Source organism: Actinomadura craniellae (genome assembly GCF_003289645.1).
In the GTDB taxonomy this organism is placed as follows: Bacteria; Actinomycetota; Actinomycetes; order Streptosporangiales; family Streptosporangiaceae; genus Actinomadura_D; species Actinomadura_D craniellae.
In genome coordinates this window covers 62,773-81,359 of the sequence record NZ_QLYX01000021.1, presented here as the reverse complement: position 1 = coordinate 81,359, position 18,587 = coordinate 62,773, and the positions used below count along the sequence as shown (strand labels likewise).

The window sequence follows — 18,587 nt, the reverse complement described above, 5'->3', positions numbered from 1 at the left end:
TTGCCGGTTGGCTACCGTCCATCTGGCTTTGGAAGATGTAGTCAGATGGGGGTACGGCATGGGACGGACACGCACCTACGAGTGGACGGACCCCGCCTCGCTGGCCGCCACCGCCCTGACCATGTCGGGCCTGGACTTCCTCCGGGCGCTCGCCGCGGGCGAACTGCCCCAGCCCCCCATCGCGGCGACCCTGGGCTTCTCCCTCCTGGAGGTCGAGGAGGGCCGGGCGGTGTTCGCCTGCGAGCCGGGGGAGGAGCACTACAACCCCATCGGCAGCGTCCACGGCGGGGTGTACGCCACCCTCGCCGACTCCGCCGCAGGCTGCGCCGTGCAGAGCACGCTGCCGCCCGGCATGGCCTACACCTCGCTCGACCTGTCGATCAAGTTCCTGCGCAAGGTGACGGTCGAGACCGGCCGGTTCACCGCCGTGGGCACGGTGCGCAACCGGGGCCGCCGCACCGCGCTGGCCGAAGTCGAACTGTTCGACTCCGCGGACCGGCTGCTCGCCCACGCCACCAGCAGTTGCCTGCTGTTCGAGGTGCCCACGGCGCGCTGAGCGCTACCGGTATTGCTGGCCGCAGACCGCGAGCCGAGCCAGGTCACCCCAGCTCAGCAGGGTGAGCGGCCGGACGGGCGAGCCGGTGGGCGCCCCCGGCTCGGGGACGCGCGCCCCGTCGGCGGCGTCCCAGCCGCCCAGACCACCCGCGATCGCGCATTCCAGGTAGCCGGCCGGGTCGAAGTTCAGCCAGCGGGCCGGGACGGCGCGCGGCCCCGCTCCGGCCGGGCGGGGCGCGGTGGCCCCGAACCGGGCCGCCGGGCCCGGCGGCCGGCCGGCGAAGTCCTCCAGATCGGCGAGCTGAGAGAAGATCACCCGCTCCCAGTCGGCGTGGTCCTCGGGTGCCGGGCCGGGCAGGGACAGGTCGGCGGTGTTCCACGCCGGGTCGTAGGGCGCGGGCGGGACGGCCTCGGCGGCCGAGTACAGCGCGGCCACCTGGTCGGGCTCCAGCCGCGACCGGTCGCGCAGCGGGAGGCTCGCCCGCCACAGCGACCGCAGGTAGGCCGACAGCGACCAGGAGGCGGCCTGCAGGTCCCGGCCCAGCCGCAGGACGTGCAGGTACAGGTCGCGGTTGGTCCGGCAGACGGGGCCGGCCGGGCCGGCCACCCAGTACAGCTGGTCGTGCGGGACTCCGCTCTCCATCGCCAGCACCTGGGCGAGCGCGGAGATCCGGGAGTCGTGCCCGGCCATCCGGAACTCGTTGCCGTTGTCGTCCTGGCGCATGACGTCCCACGTCCGCATGGCTGGGTCCTCCGCGAGCGAAAACGGGCCTCCCGAGGCGCGGCCGGCGCCTCGGGAGGCCATGATCCCTGCCAGGCCGGCGCGTTACTAGCGCTTGGAGCGGTGAATCACCTGCAGTTCTGTGAAGCCGTAGTAACCCCACGGCCCGTTCTCCACCCCGATCCCGCTCCACTTGGACCCGCCGAACGGCTGGTGCGGGGCGATCGCCAGGTGGGTGTTGACCCAGGCGGTGCCGCAGTCGAGCTGGGCGGCGACCTCGGCGGCGCGGTCGGCGTCGGCGCCCCACACCGAGCCCGACAGCCCGAAGTGGGTGCCGTTGGCCCGCGCCAGGGCCTCGTCGAGATCGGTGTAGGGCACCACCGGCAGGGCCGGGCCGAACTGCTCCTCGTCCACGATCCGGCTGCCGTCGGAGACGTCGGCGAGGATCGTCGGCTCGAAGAAGAAGCCGGGGCCGTCGATCGGCTTGCCGCCGGCCGCGGCCCGGGCGCCGCCCGCGATCGCGTCGGCGACCAGTTCGGAGACGCGCTCGAACTGCGGGCGGTTGTTGATCGGCCCGTACTGGACGCCCTCGGTCATGCCGTCGCCGACCTTCGCGGCCCGGGCGCGGGCGGCCAGCGCCTCGACCACCTCGTCGTAGCGGTGTTGCGGCGCGTACACCCGCTTGATCGCCGAGCAGACCTGGCCGTTGTTCTGGAACGCCGCGGCGAACAGCCCGTCCGCCACCTGGGCCGGGTCGGCGTCGTCCAGCAGGATCGCCGGGTCGTTGCCGCCGAGTTCCAGGGTGACCCGCTTGAGGTCGGGCGCCGCGGCGGCGGCGACCTTCTTGCCGGTGGCCACCGAGCCGGTGAAGCTGATCTTGCGCGGGACGGGGTGGGAGGTCATCCAGGCCCCCAGCCGGTCACCGCCGGAGACGACGTTCAGCACACCGGGGGGCAGCGTGTCGCGCAGCGCCTCGGCCAGCGCGAGGGTGGACCGCGGGGTGTAGGGCGAGGGCTTGAGCACCATGGTGTTGCCGGCCAGCAGGGCCGGGGCGATCTTCCACGAGCCCAGCACGAGCGGGAAGTTCCACGGGGTGATGGCGGCCACCACGCCCATCGGCTTGCGGACGACCTCGACCAGGGCGTTGTCGTCGTCCTGGATGACCTCGGCGGGCACCTCGAGGTCGGCGTAGTACTTCAGCCAGACCCCGGCGCCGTACACCTCCATGGTCGCGTCCTGCAGCGGCTTGCCCTGCTCGGCGGTGAGGACCGGGGCGATGTCGGCGGCCTTGGCGAAGAGGACGTCCGCCGCCGCGCGCAGTGCGGCGCGCCGGGCGGCCTCGTCCCGCCGCCAGTCCCGGTACGCCGCCGCGGCGGACTCCATGGCCTGGTCGAGTTGTTTCTCGGTGCAGTCGGGAGCCTGCGCGTGCACCTCGCCCGTCGCCGGGTTGACCACGTCGAAGGTCTCCTGCGCCGCCACACCCTGGCCGCCGATGGTCATCGTGAAATCGGACACCGCTGCTCCTCCTCGCACCGAAAGGCCGAATGGGATTCAGTATGGCGGCGGGCAGGGCGGTCCACCACCCCGCGCACCCCGGCACCCGGACAGGCGCAACCGCCCGCCCCGGGGCGTGGCGGAGGGGAGGGCGGGCGGTTGCGGGTCCGGTGATCAGAGGGCGAGCAGGCGGTCCAGCACGTCCCGGTGCCGGCGCAGCGTCTGCCGCAACCGCTCGGTGTCGTCCTCGGTCTCGCCCTCCCAGGCGGACAGGGCGTCGGTGAGCGCGCGGGCCGCCTCCATGGTGAGCTCCTCGGCCCGCCGCACGGCGTCCCCGGGGTCGTCGACGAAGCTCGCCTGGACGTCCCGCCACCGCTCCTGGAAGCCGGTGGCGATGCCGGGGTCCAGCAGCCGCAGGTCCGGTTCCTCGCGGTGCGCGGCGGGCCGGTCGGCCGGTGCGTCCTTGCCGGGGGCGAGCTCCGCCCGCTCGCCCGCGGGGGGCTCGGCGGAGGGTTCCTTCCGGGCGGCCGGGACGTCCGTCCCGGCGCCGGGCGAGCCGGTCTCGCCGGCGGGGACGTCGGGCTTGCCGGAGGGGGCGTCCGTCGTGTCGGCGGGGGCGTCGGTCCTGCCGGGGGGCGCACTCGCCGTGTCGGTGGGGGCACCGGTCTTGCCCGTGGGGGAATCCGTCGTGTCGGCAGGAGGAAGCGTCGTGCCGGCAGGGGCGCCCGGGCGACCGGCGACACGTACATCGGGGGTGGTGGCCTCGCCTGTTCCGGCGGCGAGGGCCCGCTCGTCGGGGGCGGGCACGAGGACGTTTCCGTCCACCGGTCGGGGCGGGGGCGGTACGGTCTCGGCGGGCTCGCGGTCGTGCCGCTTTCCGTCCTTCACGCGGGTCAGCTCCTTCGCTCGGCGCTCGGGGCCGGTCGCTCCGCACCGGCCGGACCGGCCGGACCGGCCGGCACCCGGTCAGCCGGGTCCCCCTCGGGTGCCGGAGCGGCGCCGGGGGCCTCGTCGGCCCGGTCGGCCCGGGCGGTGTCCGCCTTCTCCGGGCCGGGGTCGGGCTGCACCTCCGCGGGGGCGGTGTCGGTGTGCCTGTCGGGCACGGCGAGCAGGTCCTCGAACAGGGTGCGGTAGTGCACCATCCCCTGGCGGAGGTCCTCGGTGGAGGCCTCCTTGCGGCGGGCCCGGGTGCTGATGTCGTGCGCGCGCCGGTAGTGGTCGAGGGCGCGGCCGTGTTCCACCGACAGGTGCGCGACCCGGTCCTCGTAGTCCTCCACCGGGTAGCCGCGCTCGCCCATCACGACCAGGACGAGCTTGTCGGCCTCTTCGAGAGTGGCCTCGGGGGCGTCCACGAACCGCTCCTGGACCTGGGTCCACTGCTCGCGGTACGTCTTCTGCTGGGCGGGGTCGAGCGGGCGGACGCCGAGTTCCTGGTGGCGTGTCTCCCGGGAGAGGAGCTCGCGCTCGGCCTCGCCGCGCTTTCCGTGCTGTTCCAGAGCGCGGTCGTACTCCGGGCCGAACCGGTCACGCAGCCGGGCGGTGCGGGACCGCTGCTGCGTCACCAGGACGATGGCCGCAACGGCGAGGACGGCCACGACGGCGATGACGACCCAGATGGCGGTCGACATGTCTGCCTCCTGGCGTGAGTCGAATGCAGGTCTCCCGCCGATGCCCCGACAAAACACATCAAAACCCTTGCCCGGCCTCGCCAGCAGGGCTTGCCCGCGACCGTCGTCAGGAGCCGGCCGGCGATCCGGGCGCGCGCCCGGGGAACAGGCACCGCAGCCGGGAGACGTGCATCATGTTCCCGTACCCGGCAGACCGGAGCAGCTCCAGCGCGGGCAGGTTGTCGGCACGCGCGCAGGCGACGGTCACCCCGATGCGCCGCAGCGCGTCCGCGGCCCGCTGCGGGGTGGGCATGGGAGCGTACTTGGACCGGACCATCTGGGTGAGCAGCAGCCGATCCTCGGTGAACTCCGGCGGGGCCGGCATGAGCCGCAGGTAGTGGTTGTTGGGGCTGACCGCGTTCACCCGGGTGGTGATCACCGGGACGTACCGCATGTAGACCAGCGGCATGAGCACCACGCCCCGCTCGCCGCTCGCGGCCACCACCGTCCGCGCGGCGCGCAGCCGCCCGGGGTCGGCCTTCCAGGCGGGCCGGGCGGCGACCGTGGAGCCGTTCTCCTCCGCCCACACCGGGGTGCCGACCAGCGGGATCAACGCACCGGCCGCCAGCCCGGGGGCCAGGGCGGGGACCAGGGCGGGCGGCGTCCAGGAGAGCCGCGGTACGGCGGGCAGCCGGATCGCGGCCAGCAGACCGACCAGCGCCGGGGCGGGGACGAGCCACAGCGTCCGCCACAGCACCGGCCCGGCGCCGCTGGCGTCCCGGACGAGTTCGAGCACACCGGGAATGATCAGTACGGTGGTCACCCCGGCCACCCCCGCCGTGATCATCGCAGGAGTGCCGGCGCGGGCCAGCCGGGGCGCGCCCCACAGCGCGGCGCCGCCGAGCGCGCCCAGGATCCCGGTCATCATGATCCAGGAGTAGGTCCGCGGGGCCGGATGGAAGCTGCCGGCGACCTCGATGGCGGAGTACCCGAGCATCACCACCAACCCGGCCGCGATGGGGTAGGCCGAGGCCGCGCATGCCGCGACGGCGTCCCGGACCCGGCCGGTGAGCAGCAGGGGCCCGGCGACGGCGGCCGTTATCAGCGGCACCACGAACGCGGCCGAGGAGGTCAGCCCGGTGGCCGCGACACCGGCCGCCGCGGCCAGGGCCAGCGCCGTACCCGACCGGCGCTCGGCCCACCGGGTCAGGTAGACGTACAGCAGCGGGATCACCAGCGACACCAGCACGGCCTTGCCCTGCCACAGGCGCACCAGGTGGAAGGAGCCGAGGGAGGCGTTGTGCGCCCCGGACCACAGCAGGTACACCGCACCGAGCGCGAAGCACAGCGCGGCGCGGCGCGGCGCCCACTCCCGGACCAGCCGCCACAGCGCCCAGACGGCGAGGAAGACCACGGCGGGCAGAACGACGTACCAGAGGAACGAACTCGCGGGTATCCCCAGCGGGCGGGCCAGCGCGCCGACGAACACTTCGAAGGACGCCACCGGCGGCTCGCCAGAGATGGGAGCGTACGTTCCCTGGCTGAAGATCACGTCCCGGAGCGGGATCCGGCCGTTCTCGGCGGTCCACACCGACCGGGAGACGAAGTAGGCGTCGTCGGCGTCGGTGTTGACGATGAACAGCGACCCGACGGCGAACCCCAGGGCCGTACCCAGGACCAGGAACGAGCCCCGGCCCGCGGGCCCGGGGGACGTGAACGGGCCGGCCCCGGCCCCCCGCAGGGCGTACCCGGTGACGGCGACGGCGGCGACGGCGAGCCCGCAGGTGACCCACCAGGGCACTCCGGCGGAGTGGAATCCCGCCGCCAGCCCGGCGGCCACCCCCAGGCAGGGCCCGGCCCAGGCCGCCCACCGGGGCGCCCCCGGCCCGGCGTCCTGCGCGGGCCCGGTGTCTTCGGCGGGGCGGCGGCCCCGCAGCACCATCCCCGCGGCGATCGCCGCCGTCGCCGCGGCCCACCCGCCCACCAGCACCGCGGTGGGCGGCCGGAGCCACAGCCCGAGGTGGTAGAGCAGCGTCCACACCGCGAAGGAGAGGAGCGCGAGGTCCGTCGCCGCGTCCATGCCGCGGGTGAGGAGGGCGGCGGTCCGGCCGAAGCGGGCGGTGTCGTGCGGTTGCGGTGTGGTCACAGAGGTCCCTGGAAACGTCGCCGGCCGTGGCGTCCGGTCCACCCGATCCCGGCCGTCACGGTGATTTCTGATATGTCGATCTTGTCTGGCGAGACGCTTCAGGAGGCCCTACGGTTTACCGAGGGCGGGACCCTCTGGTGAGATGCATGCCACGTCAGGACGTGCGCATGCGGCCGGGTCACCCAGCACGGTCACCCAGCACGCCTGCCGGTACCTGCAAAAGTGGTTCAAACGGACGGTGGTGCGTGGTGCGGCACGTTTTCGGCTTCATCCTCGGGGTGCTGTTGACCCCGGCCCTGGCCTACGGCGCCGCCTGGGGGCACACCCGGGCCACCGACTCCTTCGACCCGCTCGATCAGACGATCTCCGATTCCACCCGGCTGTACGGGGCGTTCGCGGTGATGGCCGCGGTGGGGCTGGTACTGGGCGTGATCATCGTGGCCCGGTGGGCGTCCCCGCTGGCCTCCCTCATCCCGGCGCTCGTCCTGATCGCCTGGTCGGTGTACTTCTTCGCCGATCCCGGCCAGGCCCTCGACCTGTCCACCCGGGTGCCGCCGGACGGCGAGGTCGACACCGGGTTGCGGCTGCTGCTCGGCTCGGGGGTCTTCGCCCTGATGGGGGTCGCGCTGCTGATGCCCGCCTGGGCTCCGGGCCGCTGGCGGCGGGGCGAGCGCGAGGACTCCGGGTACGACTACTGAACCGCCTCCCGGGAGCCGCGCCCGGCCCGGTACAGGCGAGTGATCACGTCCTCGATGTCCGGCTCGCGCAGCGCGATGTCCCGGACCTCGTACCGGCCGGTCAGTTCCGCGATCACGGCCGCCGCGCTCGACCCCTGCGGGATCGCCAGCCACTGCCGCGGCCCCTCGACGCGCATCACGGAGACGCCGGGCAGGTCGACGGGCTCGCCCGGCCGGGCCAGGTCGACGACCAGCACCCGCTGCGCACCGGCCGTGGCGCGCAGCCGGTCGAGCCCGCCGTCGTAGGCCAGCCGGCCATGGTCGATCACCATGACCCTGCGGCACAGCCGCTCGATGTCGCCGAGATCGTGGGTGGTCAGCACGACCGTGGTCCCCTGCTCGGCGTTGCGGCGCTCCAGGAAGCCCCGCACCGTCGCCTTGCTGATCACGTCGAGGCCGATGGTGGGCTCGTCGAGCACCAGCAGCGGCGGGTCGTGCAGCAGCGCCGCCGCCAGGTCGCCGCGCATCCGCTGGCCCAGGCTGAGCTGGCGGACCGGGGTGCCCAGGAACGGGCCGAGATCGAGCACCTCGGTGAGCTCGGCCAGCCGGGCCCGGTGCGCCGCGGCGTCGACCCGGTACAGGTGCCGGATCAGGGTCAGGCTGTCGCGCAGCGGGAGGTCCCACCAGAGCGTGGTGCGCTGGCCGAAGACCACACCGATCCGCCGGGCCAGCGCGGTGCGCTGCCGGGCCGGGTCGAGCCCCGCCACCCGGACCGAACCGGCCGACGCGGCGAGGATGCCGGTCAGCATCTTGATCGTGGTGGACTTGCCGGCTCCGTTGGGGCCGAGGTAGCCGACGAACTCACCGGCCCCGATGGTGAAGGAGATACCGTCCACCGCCCGGACGACGGTGCGCGAGCGGCGCAGCCGCCGCCCGTCCCGGGACCGGATCACGAAGGTGCGGGAGACGTCGCGCATCTCGATCAATTCGGGGTCTCCTCTCAGTTCCCGGTGGAGCGGTAGCGGCGCAGCCCGGCCCGCCAGGCCAGCGCGGCGAGCACGCACAGCACCGCGGCGACCGCGGGCGAGGCGAACCGGGCGGCGGCGGGCAGGCCGTGCGGGTCGGGCCGGTCCAGCACGTACAGGGCGGGCTGCCAGTTGACGAAGGCCAGCGGGAGGACGAAGGTCAGCGTGCGCACGAAGTCCCGGCCGAAGATGTGCATCGGGTACTGGGTCAGGAACGCGCCCCCGTAGGTCACCGAACTCGTCGCCTCCCGGCCGTCGACCACGACGAACTGGAACGCGGCGGTGATCACCCACAGTGCTCCGAAGATGAGCGTCCCCGAGACCAGCATCAGCGGGATCATGACGATCCGGCCGGGGGTCCAGTCGACGTCGGCCCGCTCCAGCGCGACGGCCAGCACGACGACGCCGGGCAGCAGCTTGCCCAGCCGCCGGGGCGTGAAGTCCTCGGTCGCGAGCTGGATCAGCGGGCTGACCGGGCGGACCAGCATCGTGTCCAGGGAGCCCTCCCGGACGTGCTGGCCGAGCCGCTCGGCGGTGCCCAGCACGATGTCGGCCATCGCGAAGGGCACCAGGGACGTCGCGTACAGGAACATCACCTCGGTCCCGGAGAACCCGGCCAGCCGGTCGGTGTGCACGAAGATCAGCGCGATCGCGGCCAGGTCGAGCAGCGTCAACGCGACCGTCGTCAGGGTCAGCATGATCATCGACACCGGGTACTGCGCGGCGGCCCGGGTCCAGGTCCAGGCCAGCAGCGCGTAGACGCGCAGCGCCTCAGCCACCGTGGATCATCAGCCGGTGCCGGGCGGCCCGGGTCAGCGCCCGGCCGGCGCCCAGCAGGGCCACCGCCCAGGCCGCCTGGAAGGCGTAGACGCCGAGCAGCCCGGTGCCGGTGTGCCTGCCGAGGAACACGTCCGCCGGCACCTGGATGAGCGCCGCCCACGGCAGCGCCCGGGCAACCTCGCCCAGCGGGCCGGGGAAGACCACCAGCGGCAGGATCATGCCGGAGAAGAACATCGTGCTGACCGTCGAGACCGTGTGCAGACCCCGTTCGTCGCCGAGCCAGAAGCAGCACAGCGACACCAGGTAGCGCAGCGCGAAGCCGACCAGCACCGCCAGCGCCGCCGAGCCCAGGAACGCCGCGAGCGTCGCCGGCCCGGGCAGCGGGATCCCGAACGCGACCATGCCGGCGGCGAGCGTCGGGACGCCCCGGAACACCAGGGCGAACACCGCCCGCCCCAGGTCGTCGGCGAGCCACCACCCCTGCAGGTCCACCGGGCGATGCAGGTCGACGGCCACGTCGCCGGTGCGGATCCGCCCGGTGAGCTCCAGGCTGCCGGCGAACACGTTCACGGGACCGATCAGCGCCTGGGTCAGGAAGGAGAAGGCCACCGCGTCGGCGACGTCGTAGCCGCCGAGCTGCGGCCGGGCCTGCCAGAGGGCGATCAGGATGTAGGCCCGCAGGAAGCCGAAGACCGTGTTGGTCACCACCGCGGAGGCGGTGGCCACCCGGTAGGTGGAGTATCGCCGGAAGGCATATCCCGCGACCCGCAGATAGACGCCCACCGGCACGAAGCCTAACCGTCCCCGTGGGCCCGTCCAGGTAAGACGACACGAAGAGGGCCCCTCCGGCGGCGTGGTCCGGAGGGGCCCTCGGTCGAGCCGGTCACCGCCGGGGGGCGGGGTCGCGGTGATCGGCTCTCAGGGGACCTGGTTGTCGTTCTCCTCAGTGAGCCTCATCGAAGAACTGCTCGTCCTCGGTGGAGCCCTTCAGGGCCGTGGTGGACGAGTCCGGCGCGATGGCCGTGCTGACCAGGTCGAAGTAGCCCGTGCCGACCTCCCGCTGGTGGCGGGTGGCGGTGTAGCCGCGCGACTCCGAGCCGAACTCGCGCTCCTGCAGGTCGACGTAGGCGGTCATGCCCTCGCGGGCGTAGCCGTGCGCCAGGTCGAACATCGAGTAGTTCAGGGCGTGGAAGCCCGCCAGCGTGATGAACTGGAACTTGAAGCCCATGTGGCCGAGCTCGCGCTGGAACTTCGCGATGGTCGCGTCGTCCAGGTGCTTCTTCCAGTTGAAGGAGGGCGAGCAGTTGTAGGCCAGCATCTGGTCCGGGTACTCGGCCTTGACGGCCTCGGCGAACTGGCGCGCCACCTCCAGGTCCGGCGTGCCGGTCTCCATCCAGATCAGGTCGGAGTAGGGCGCGTAGGCCTTGGCCCGGGCGATGCACGGCTCGATGCCGTTGCGGACGTGGTAGAAGCCCTCGGGGGTGCGCTCGCCGGTGATGAACTCGCGGTCCCGCTCGTCCACGTCCGTGGTGATCAGGGTCGCGGCCTCGGCGTCGGTCCGCGCGACGATCAGGCTGGAGACACCGGAGATGTCGGCCGCCAGCCGGGCCGCGTTGAGGGTCTTGACGTGCTGGCCGGTCGGGATCAGGACCTTCCCGCCGAGGTGGCCGCACTTCTTCTCGGAGGCCAGTTGGTCCTCCCAGTGCACGCCCGCGGCACCGGCGGCGATCATGCCCTTCATCAGCTCGAAGGCGTTCAGCACCCCGCCGAAGCCGGCCTCGGCGTCGGCGACGATCGGCACCATCCAGTGCGTGTCGCCCTTGCCCTCCGACCACTGGATCTGGTCGGCGCGCAGCAGCGCGTTGTTGATGCGGCGCACGACGGCGGGCACGGAGTTGGCCGGGTAGATGCTCTGGTCCGGGTAGGTCTGCCCGGCCAGGTTGGCGTCGCCCGCGACCTGCCAGCCCGACAGGTAGATGGCCTTGAGGCCGGCCTTCACCTGCTGGACGGCCTGGTTTCCGGTGAGCGCGCCGAGGGCGTTGATGTAGTCCTCTTCGTGCAGCAGCTTCCAGAGCCGTTCGGCTCCGAGCCGGGCGAGGGTGAACTCCTCCTGCACCGAGCCGCGGAGCTTGATGACCTCTTCGGCCGAGTAGGTCCGCTCGATGCCCTGCCACCGCGGGTCGGTCTCCCACTGGCGCTGCAGCTCCTGCGCGGCGCCCTTGAGGCGACTGTCGCTCATGTCGGTCACTCCCTGCTCTGTCGTCCCCTGGGTGCTTGCCATGGAGTCTGCCCGTATGCCCGGGTCTAACCGAACTGGTGAGTAACAGAAGATCTGAATAATTTCCGCTACTATCAACCTGTGTCGAGCTTGCGTTCGGAAGAACCCCTCAAGTTGACGGGTGGAGTAGGCGGAATGGACGGCATAGGCGACGTCGGAGACGTGGACCTCGTCACCTTCGGGCAGCGGCTGCGGCATCTGCGGCGCAGCCGCGGCCTGACCCTGGCGGACCTGGGCGAGCGCGTCGGCCGGGCCCCGTCCCAGCTGTCCCTGCTGGAGAACGGGCGGCGCGAGCCCAAGCTCTCGCTGCTGCAGGCGCTGGCGGCGGCGCTGGAGGTCCCGGTCGAGGAACTGCTCCGCAAGCAGCCGCCCAGCCGCCGCGCCCAACTGGAGATCGCGCTGGAGGAGGCGCAGCGCGACCCGCTCTACCGGACGCTGGGCGTGCCCTACCTCAAGGTCAGCAAGCGGATGCCCAACGACGTGATCGAGCACATCCTCGCGCTCTTCACGGAACTGCGGCGCAGCCGGACCAAGCCCACCGCCAGCCCCGAGGAGGCGCGCAAGGCCAACGCGGCGCTGCGCACCGAGATGCGGGAGCGGGGCAACTACTACGGCGAGATCGAGCGGGTGGCTGCGCAGACCCTCGACGCGGCCGGCTACCGGGGCGGCGCCGTCTCGCAGGGCACGCTGATGGCCTTGGTCTCGCACTTCGGCTTCACCCTGCGCTACGTCCAGGACCTGCCGCGCTCGGTGCGGTCGATCACCGACCTGCGCAACCGGCGCATCTACCTGGAGCGCGAGCAACTGGGCATGCACACGCCCCGCACCATCCTGCTGCAGACGCTCGGGCACATCGCGCTCGACCACGACGTGCCCCGCGACTTCGCCGACTTCCTGCGGCAGCGGGTGGAGGCCAACTACTTCGCCGCGGCGATGCTGCTGCCCGAGTCCACCGTGGTGTCCTACCTGGGGGAGGCCAAGGCCAACCGGGAGCTGTCGGTGGAGGACCTGGCCGACGTGTTCTCGGTCTCCTACGAGATGGCCGCGCACCGGTTCACCAACATGGCCACCCACCACCTGGGCCTGCAGGTGCACTTCACCAAGAACGACGAGAGCGGCACGATCTACAAGGCCTACGCCAACGACGGCCTGGTGCTCCCGGCGGACGAGGACGGCGCGATCGAGGGGCAGCGGATGTGCCGGGAGTGGGCCGGGCGGCACGTCTTCGCCGCCGACGACCGGTTCTCGGTCTACTACCAGTACACCGACACACCGACGGGTACCTACTGGTGCCTGTCGCACATCGACCCCAGCCACGAGCGCGACTTCGCGATCACGCTGGGCGTGCGGTTCGAGGACTCGCGCTGGTTCCGCGGCCGCGAGACCACCAACCGGGTGAAGTCGGCCTGCCCCGACGGCGACTGCTGCCAGCGCCCGCCCGCCGAACTGGCCCAGCGGTGGCAGGGCATGGCCTGGCCGTCGGCCCGGGCGCACTCGCACGTGCTGTCGGTGCTGCCGCCCGGCGCCTTCCCCGGCGTGGACGAGGCGGACGTCTACGAGTTCCTGGACCGGCACGCGGCCCTGTCCGGTCGCTGAGCCCGCCCTGCCGGAGATAGGTTCCGGTTGCCCGGATATCGGGTGTGTTGTCCGAGTGTTAACTTCTTGGGTCGATTGCTCGGGTTCAAACGGTCCAGTGAATTATCGGCGGTGACGTGGCGTTTCCTATAGATGGAAGCGGTTCGTAACCGAAGGAGGACGTGTGCTGCCCGAGGTCGCGATGTGGATGCATCGCCGCACGAGTGCGGCGTCTGATTGGCCGGTCGAGAAACTGCTCGCGGCCAAGGGGGCGAACCTGATCAGCGTGGTGCTCCCCGCCCGCAACGAGGAGGAGACCGTCGGCTCGATCGTGGCGGAGATCCGCCGCGAACTGGTCGAGCGGGTCCCGCTGGTCGACCAGATCATGGTGATCGACTCGTGCTCGACCGACGGCACCGCCGCCGTCGCCGCGGCGGCCGGCGCGGAGGTCGCCGCGCAGGACGCCATCCTTCCCCACCTGCCCCGGATGTCCGGCAAGGGGGAGGCGCTGTGGAAGTCGCTCGCCGTCACCCGGGGCGACATCATCGTTTTCGTCGACGCCGACCTGCGCAGCTTCACCTCCTCCTATGTGACGGGCCTGCTGGGCCCGCTGCTCAACGACCCGGAGGTGGGCTACGTCAAGGGCTGTTACGAGCGGCCGCTGATCACCGGGTCGGACCGGGTGGAGGGCGGCGGCGGCCGGGTCACCGAACTCGTGGCCCGCCCGCTGATCAACTTGCACTGGCCGCTGCTCGCCGGGGTGATCCAACCGCTGGGCGGTGAGTACGCGGGCCGCCGCTCGCTGCTGGAACGGCTGCCCTTCGTCACCGGGTACGGCGTGGAGCTCGGGCTGCTGCTCGACGTCTTCCAGACCGCCGGTCTCGACGCGCTGGCCCAGGTCGACCTCGGCCGGCGGGTGCATTCCCACCAGTCCACCCAGGCGCTCGGCGCGATGTCCAGCCAGATCCTGCTGACCTCCTGGTCCCGGTTGCAGCGGCACGGCCGGATGATGCCCCTGGAGGCGCCGGCGACCGAGCTGACGCAGTTCCGCCGGGACGCCGGCGGGGTCGGCGGCCACGACGTCCAGGTCAGCGACGTCCAGGTCGACGAGCGCCCGCCGATGATCGGCATCCCCGCCTACACGGACTCCCGGCGCTCGATCCTTTCCTGAAAACCCGCTCATTACGCGCGCGGCCATGCCCTGAGCAGGGCATGGCCGCGCGTCGCGTTCTCGGAGCATGATTCGGGTTACTGTGATGCTCGTCACATCATTACTCTCTGGTAACGGCCGCCCTGCTACCGTTGGTAACACATGTATTGGAGAAGGGGTCAATAAATATGTCGAGCAGCGAGGCAACGGGTTTCTCGCTCGAACCGAGTGAGGACGTCCTCGACGTCCAGCAGTGGGTGCACGAGTTCGCCCGGGACGTGGTCCGGCCGGCCGCCGAGGAGTGGGACGAGCGGGAGGAGACTCCCTGGCCGATCATCCAGCAGGCGGCCAAGATCGGCCTCTATTCGATGGACTTCTTCGCCAACCAGTGGCTGGAGGAGAGCGGCCTGGGCATCCCGGTGGCGTTCGAGGAGCTGTTCTGGGGCGACGCCGGCATCGCGCTCTCCATCGTCGGCACCGGCCTGGCGGCGGCCTCGGTGGCGGCGGTCGGCACCACCGAGCAGATCCTCGAGTGGATCCCGCAGATGTTCGGCACCGTCGACGACGTGCACCTGGGCGCCTTCTGCGCCTCCGAGCCCGACGCGGGCAGCGACGTCGGCGCCATCCGCACCCGCGCGGTGTACGACGAGGCCGCCAAGGAGTGGGTGCTCAACGGCACCAAGACCTGGGCCACCAACGGCGGCATCGCCGACGTCCACGTGGTGGTCGCCTCGGTCCACCCCGACCTGGGCAGCCGGGGCCAGGCCAGCTTCATCATCCCGCCGCACACCCCCGGGCTGTCCCAGGGGCAGAAGTTCAAGAAGCACGGCATTCGCGCCTCGCACACCGCCGAGGTGGTCCTCGACGACGTGCGCATCCCGGCCGGGCTGATCGTGGGCGGCATGGAGAAGTTCGAGGAGCGGATCGCCCGGGTCCGCGAGGGCCGCAAGGCGGGCGGCCAGGCCGCGCTGAAGACCTTCGAGACCACCCGGCCCAGCGTGGGCGCGATGGCGGTCGGGGTGGCCCGCGCCGCCTACGAGTACGCCCTGGAGTACTCCCGGGAGCGGGAGCAGTTCGGCCGCAAGATCGGCGACTTCCAGGGGCTGGCGTTCAAGCTGGCGGACATGAAGACCGCCGTCGACGCCTCCCGGCTGCTGGTGTGGCGGGCCGCCTGGATGGCCCGCTCCGGCAAGGAGTTCAACAGCGCCGAGGGCTCGATGGCCAAGCTGTTCGCCAGCGAGACGGCCGTCCGGGTCACCGACGAGGCCATCCAGATCCTCGGCGGCAACGGCTACACCCGCGACTACCCCGTGGAGCGGATGCACCGGGACGCGAAGATCTTCACGATCTTCGAGGGCACCTCGGAGATCCAGCGCCTGGTGATCGGGAGAACGGTCACCGGCCTGCCCGTTCGGTGATTCCGGTTAGGTGACAAGTCGTCACGACGGAGATAGAGGCCGCGAGCCCGGAATCCGCCCCGGGTACGGTGGTGATCTCATGGAACGTAGGGACAGGGCCGCGGCGCGGTCGGGGCGTGACCCCGACCGCCGCCGCACCCTGCTCGAAGCCGCCGACCGGGTCATCCAGCGGGAGGGCCCGGAGGCGTCGATGGCCGCCATCGCCGCGGAGGCGGGCATCAGCAAGCCGATCCTCTACCGGCACTTCGGGGACAAGAGCGGGCTGTACCAGGCACTGGCCGAACGGCACACCCGCAAGCTGATCGAAATGGTCAGTTCGGGGTTCTCCGGGCCGGGCGACATGCGGGAGCGGACCAGGTCGACGATCGAGATCTACCTGTCGATGATCTCCGCCAATCCCCAGCTGTACCGGTTCCTGATGCACCGCGCCAGCGCCGAGGACGCCGCCACCCACAGCGCGATGGGCACCGTGATCCGCAGCCTCGCCCGGGAACTGGGCGAACTGATGATCTCCGAGGGGGCCCTGCCCGACCGGAACCGGGGCTACGTGTGGGGGCACGCCGTGGTCGGCATGGTGCAGACCGCCGGCGACTGGTGGCTCGACCACCCCGACGTGCCGCTGGAGACGGTCGTCGGCGGCCTGACCGACCTGGTCCTGGAGGGACTGCCGGCCGCCGCCGGGCTCCGCCCCTTCTCCGCGGGGGACCCGCCGCACGGGCTCCCGTCGGCGATGTCGCCGCTGTAACCGGGCGGAGCCGGTTCCGGCCAGGGGCCGCCACGCCGGGCGCTGGCGACCGCCCGCCCCAGCAGATAATCTGGCCACCATGCGAACCGGGATGCGCCAGTGGTGGCGTCGCTGAGGCGACGCCGGTCCGAGCCTTCCCGACCAACCAGGCGATCGCCCTCACCCGGCGGTCGTTTCTGCTTTCCGGCCGGGAGAGGGCCCTAACGAGGGGCCACCGCGGTGGAAATGAACAAGCCCGAAACGTCTGAATATCTGACTGCGGGCGGTGTGCGGGTGACCCGTACCGCCGTCCCGGTCGCCTCCGAACGCAAGTCCGAGCTGCTCAACACCCTCGTCGCCGCGGTGGGGGAGCGGCGCGGCGGGGTGCTCAGCTCCGGCATGGAGTACCCGGGCCGTTACAGCCGCTGGCACCTGGCCTACGTCGACCCCTGCCTGGAGATCGTCGCCCGGGGCCGGACCATTGGCGCGCACGCGCTCAACGAGCGGGGCCGGGTGCTGCTCCCCGCGCTGGCCGCCGTGCTGCGCGGCACCGGCCAGGTCACCGCCGACGAGGCCGGGCGGTTCGAGGTGTTCGTCCCGCCCACCGAGGAGTTCTTCCCCGAGGAGGAGCGCAGCCGGCAGCCCACCGTCTTCACCGCGCTGCGCGCCGTGATCGACCTGTTCCGCTGCGACGACCCGCACCTGGGCCTGTACGGGGCCTTCGGCTACGACCTGTCGCTGCAGTTCGAGCCGCTGCGGGTGAACCACGAGCGCCCCGCCGACCAGCGCGACCTCGTCCTCCACCTGGCCGACGAGATCATCGTGGTCGACCGCAAGCGGGAGACCTCGCATCGGGTGTCCTACGACTTCGCCGTCGGTGCGGCCTCCACCGCGGGCGTGCCCCGGGCCACCGAGCCCACCCCGGTCCCGGCGGCGGGCGAGCTTCCCGGCCAGCCGGTGCCCGGCGTCTACGCGCAGATGGTGCGGGACGCCAAGGAGAAGTTCATCCGGGGCGACCTGTTCGAGGTGACCCCGGGGCACGCCATGTACGGGCGGTGCGATTCGCCGGTGGCGTTCTTCGAACGGCTCCGCGAGACCAACCCCGCCCCCTACGAGTTCCTGTTCAACCTGGGGGAGGGGGAGTACCTCGTCGGCGCGTCGCCGGAGATGTTCGTCCGGGTGACCGGTGACCGGGTCGAGACCTGCCCGATCGCCGGCACCATCGCGCGCGGCGGCGACGCGCTGGAGGACGCCGAGCAGATCCGCACCATCCTGTCGTCGGCCAAGGACGAGTCGGAGCTGACCATGTGCACCGACGTCGACCGCAACGACAAGTCGCGGGTGTGCGTGCCCGGCAGCGTGCGGGTTCTCGGCCGGCGGCAGATCGAGATGTACTCCCGGCTGATCCACACCGTGGACCACATCGAGGGCCGGCTGCGTCCTGGGCTGGACGCGCTGGACGCCTTCCTCACCCACATGTGGGCGGTCACCGTGACCGGGGCACCCAAGACCTGGGCGATGCAGTTCATCGAGGACCAGGAGGACTCCCCGCGCCGCTGGTACGGCGGCGCGGTCGGCCATGTCGGCTTCGACGGCTCGATGAACACCGGCCTGACCCTGCGCACCGCCCAGATCCGCGACGGGGTGGCGACGGTGCGCGCCGGGGCGACCCTGCTGTACGACTCCGACCCCGAGGAGGAGGAGCGGGAGACCCACCTCAAGGCCAGCGCGCTGCTGCGGGCGCTGTCCGCGGCGAACGCGACCGCCGCCCCCGCCGAGCCGGCGGACCCGGAAGAGCGCGCCGGCGCGGGCCTGACCGTGCTGCTGGTCGACCACGAGGACTCCTTCGTCAACACCCTGGCCGACTACTTCCGTCAGCAGGACGCCCAGGTCACCACGCTGCGGCACGGCTTTCCCGTCCGGATGCTCGACGAGGTGCGGCCCGATCTGGTGGTCCTTTCGCCCGGCCCCGGCCGTCCCGCGGACTTCGACACCGCCACCCTGCTGGACGCGCTCGACGCCCGGGCGCTGCCGGTGTTCGGCGTCTGCCTGGGCCTGCAGGCGATGGTCGAGCACGCGGGCGGGGAACTGGGGCTGCTGCCCGAGCCGTGGCACGGCAAGCCCGGCCAGGTGAAGGTGACCGGCGGCGCGCTGCTGGCCGGGCTGCCCGACGAGTTCACCGCCGCCCGGTACCACTCGCTGCACGCGACCCCGGACCGGGTGCGCGGCTTCCAGGTCACCGCGCTCACCGGGGACGTGGTGATGGCGATCGAGGATCCGGCGCGGCGGCGCTGGGCGGTGCAGTTCCATCCGGAGTCCATCCTGACCGCGGCCGGCCGGTCGGGGCACCGGATCGTCGCCAACGTCCTGCGGCTGTGCCGGGAGCGGGAGGGCGTTGCCGCCGGAGTTTCGGACATGTCGAAGGCATAATTTGGGA

General features: G+C 72.2%; 16 protein-coding genes. 7 read left to right on the top strand and 9 right to left on the bottom strand.

Going from position 1 to position 18,587, the window contains the following annotated elements; genetic code table 11:
- The first annotated feature begins 58 nt into the window (after nt 1-58).
- Nucleotides 59-556, top strand: a complete 498-nt coding sequence (locus DPM19_RS32050; RefSeq protein ID WP_111871833.1) for a PaaI family thioesterase — start codon at nt 59-61, stop codon at nt 554-556.
- A gap of 3 nt (nt 557-559) precedes the next feature.
- On the opposite strand, the gene DPM19_RS32045 is transcribed toward DPM19_RS32050, so the two are convergent.
- From DPM19_RS32045 to DPM19_RS32025, 5 genes are all read right to left on the bottom strand, one after another.
- Nucleotides 560-1,297 (bottom strand): hypothetical protein, encoded by a 738-nt coding sequence (locus DPM19_RS32045; protein ID WP_111871832.1) that lies wholly within the window; start codon nt 1,295-1,297, stop codon nt 560-562.
- Nucleotides 1,298-1,384: 87 nt separating this feature from the next.
- Complete coding sequence (locus DPM19_RS32040) at nt 1,385-2,791, bottom strand: aldehyde dehydrogenase family protein (RefSeq protein ID WP_111871831.1); 1,407 nt, start codon at nt 2,789-2,791, stop codon at nt 1,385-1,387.
- Between the two features lie 153 nt (nt 2,792-2,944).
- Nucleotides 2,945-3,658, bottom strand: a complete 714-nt coding sequence (locus DPM19_RS32035) for a hypothetical protein (RefSeq protein WP_111871830.1) — start codon at nt 3,656-3,658, stop codon at nt 2,945-2,947.
- Between the two features lie 5 nt (nt 3,659-3,663).
- Nucleotides 3,664-4,398: a hypothetical protein gene (locus tag DPM19_RS32030; RefSeq protein ID WP_199485394.1), complete on the bottom strand. Its 735-nt coding sequence runs from the start codon at nt 4,396-4,398 to the stop codon at nt 3,664-3,666.
- A 106-nt stretch (nt 4,399-4,504) separates the two neighbouring features.
- A complete protein-coding gene (locus DPM19_RS32025) occupies nt 4,505-6,523 on the bottom strand; it encodes a DUF6077 domain-containing protein (protein WP_111871829.1) in 2,019 nt (672 codons plus the stop codon).
- Between the two features lie 245 nt (nt 6,524-6,768).
- Between DPM19_RS32025 and DPM19_RS32020 the strand changes: the two genes are divergently transcribed.
- Nucleotides 6,769-7,221: a hypothetical protein gene (locus DPM19_RS32020; RefSeq protein WP_233511007.1), complete on the top strand. Its 453-nt coding sequence runs from the start codon at nt 6,769-6,771 to the stop codon at nt 7,219-7,221.
- Here the strand turns inward: DPM19_RS32020 and DPM19_RS32015 are convergent.
- The 4 genes from DPM19_RS32015 to aceA form a co-directional block, all read right to left on the bottom strand.
- On the bottom strand, nt 7,215-8,177 hold the full coding sequence (locus DPM19_RS32015; RefSeq protein WP_199485400.1) for an ABC transporter ATP-binding protein: 963 nt from the start codon (nt 8,175-8,177) through the stop codon (nt 7,215-7,217). The two genes, DPM19_RS32020 and DPM19_RS32015, sit on opposite strands and share 7 nt — an antisense overlap.
- 23 nt (nt 8,178-8,200) lie before the next feature.
- On the bottom strand, nt 8,201-9,004 hold the full coding sequence (locus tag DPM19_RS32010; RefSeq protein WP_233511005.1) for an ABC transporter permease: 804 nt from the start codon (nt 9,002-9,004) through the stop codon (nt 8,201-8,203).
- Complete coding sequence (locus DPM19_RS32005; RefSeq protein WP_111871882.1) at nt 8,997-9,788, bottom strand: ABC transporter permease; 792 nt, start codon at nt 9,786-9,788, stop codon at nt 8,997-8,999. Before DPM19_RS32005 ends, DPM19_RS32010 begins: the two co-directional genes overlap by 8 nt.
- A gap of 160 nt (nt 9,789-9,948) precedes the next feature.
- Nucleotides 9,949-11,244: an isocitrate lyase gene (aceA, locus tag DPM19_RS32000; protein WP_111871880.1), complete on the bottom strand. Its 1,296-nt coding sequence runs from the start codon at nt 11,242-11,244 to the stop codon at nt 9,949-9,951.
- 174 nt (nt 11,245-11,418) lie between these two features.
- Between aceA and DPM19_RS31995 the strand changes: the two genes are divergently transcribed.
- The 5 genes from DPM19_RS31995 to DPM19_RS31975 all read left to right on the top strand — a co-directional run bounded on the left by DPM19_RS31995 (nt 11,419) and on the right by DPM19_RS31975 (nt 18,580).
- On the top strand, nt 11,419-12,879 hold the full coding sequence (locus DPM19_RS31995; protein WP_111871827.1) for an XRE family transcriptional regulator: 1,461 nt from the start codon (nt 11,419-11,421) through the stop codon (nt 12,877-12,879).
- 163 nt (nt 12,880-13,042) lie between these two features.
- Nucleotides 13,043-14,029, top strand: coding sequence for a glucosyl-3-phosphoglycerate synthase (locus tag DPM19_RS31990; RefSeq protein WP_199485393.1), 987 nt, complete (start codon nt 13,043-13,045; stop codon nt 14,027-14,029).
- 167 nt (nt 14,030-14,196) lie between these two features.
- Nucleotides 14,197-15,426 carry an acyl-CoA dehydrogenase family protein gene (locus DPM19_RS31985; protein ID WP_111871826.1) on the top strand — a complete coding sequence of 410 codons (1,230 nt, stop codon included), beginning with the start codon at nt 14,197-14,199 and terminating at the stop codon, nt 15,424-15,426.
- Nucleotides 15,427-15,505: 79 nt separating this feature from the next.
- Nucleotides 15,506-16,171, top strand: a complete 666-nt coding sequence (locus DPM19_RS31980) for a TetR family transcriptional regulator (RefSeq protein WP_111871825.1) — start codon at nt 15,506-15,508, stop codon at nt 16,169-16,171.
- A gap of 225 nt (nt 16,172-16,396) precedes the next feature.
- Complete coding sequence (locus DPM19_RS31975; RefSeq protein ID WP_111871824.1) at nt 16,397-18,580, top strand: anthranilate synthase component I; 2,184 nt, start codon at nt 16,397-16,399, stop codon at nt 18,578-18,580.
- Nucleotides 18,581-18,587: the final 7 nt, after the last annotated feature.

What these genes read in the sequence shown, in the direction of transcription:
- DPM19_RS32050 (WP_111871833.1), top strand. Translation starts at nt 59, where the DNA reads ATGGGACGGACACGCACCTACGAGTGGACGGACCCCGCCTCGCTGGCC.
- DPM19_RS32045 (WP_111871832.1), bottom strand. Translation starts at nt 1,297, where the DNA reads ATGCGGACGTGGGACGTCATGCGCCAGGACGACAACGGCAACGAGTTC.
- DPM19_RS32030 (WP_199485394.1), bottom strand. Translation starts at nt 4,398, where the DNA reads ATGTCGACCGCCATCTGGGTCGTCATCGCCGTCGTGGCCGTCCTCGCC.
- DPM19_RS32015 (WP_199485400.1), bottom strand. Translation starts at nt 8,177, where the DNA reads ATGCGCGACGTCTCCCGCACCTTCGTGATCCGGTCCCGGGACGGGCGG.
- aceA (WP_111871880.1), bottom strand. Translation starts at nt 11,244, where the DNA reads ATGAGCGACAGTCGCCTCAAGGGCGCCGCGCAGGAGCTGCAGCGCCAG.
- DPM19_RS31995 (WP_111871827.1), top strand. Translation starts at nt 11,419, where the DNA reads ATGGACGGCATAGGCGACGTCGGAGACGTGGACCTCGTCACCTTCGGG.
- DPM19_RS31985 (WP_111871826.1), top strand. Translation starts at nt 14,197, where the DNA reads ATGTCGAGCAGCGAGGCAACGGGTTTCTCGCTCGAACCGAGTGAGGAC.
- DPM19_RS31980 (WP_111871825.1), top strand. Translation starts at nt 15,506, where the DNA reads ATGGAACGTAGGGACAGGGCCGCGGCGCGGTCGGGGCGTGACCCCGAC.
- DPM19_RS31975 (WP_111871824.1), top strand. Translation starts at nt 16,397, where the DNA reads ATGAACAAGCCCGAAACGTCTGAATATCTGACTGCGGGCGGTGTGCGG.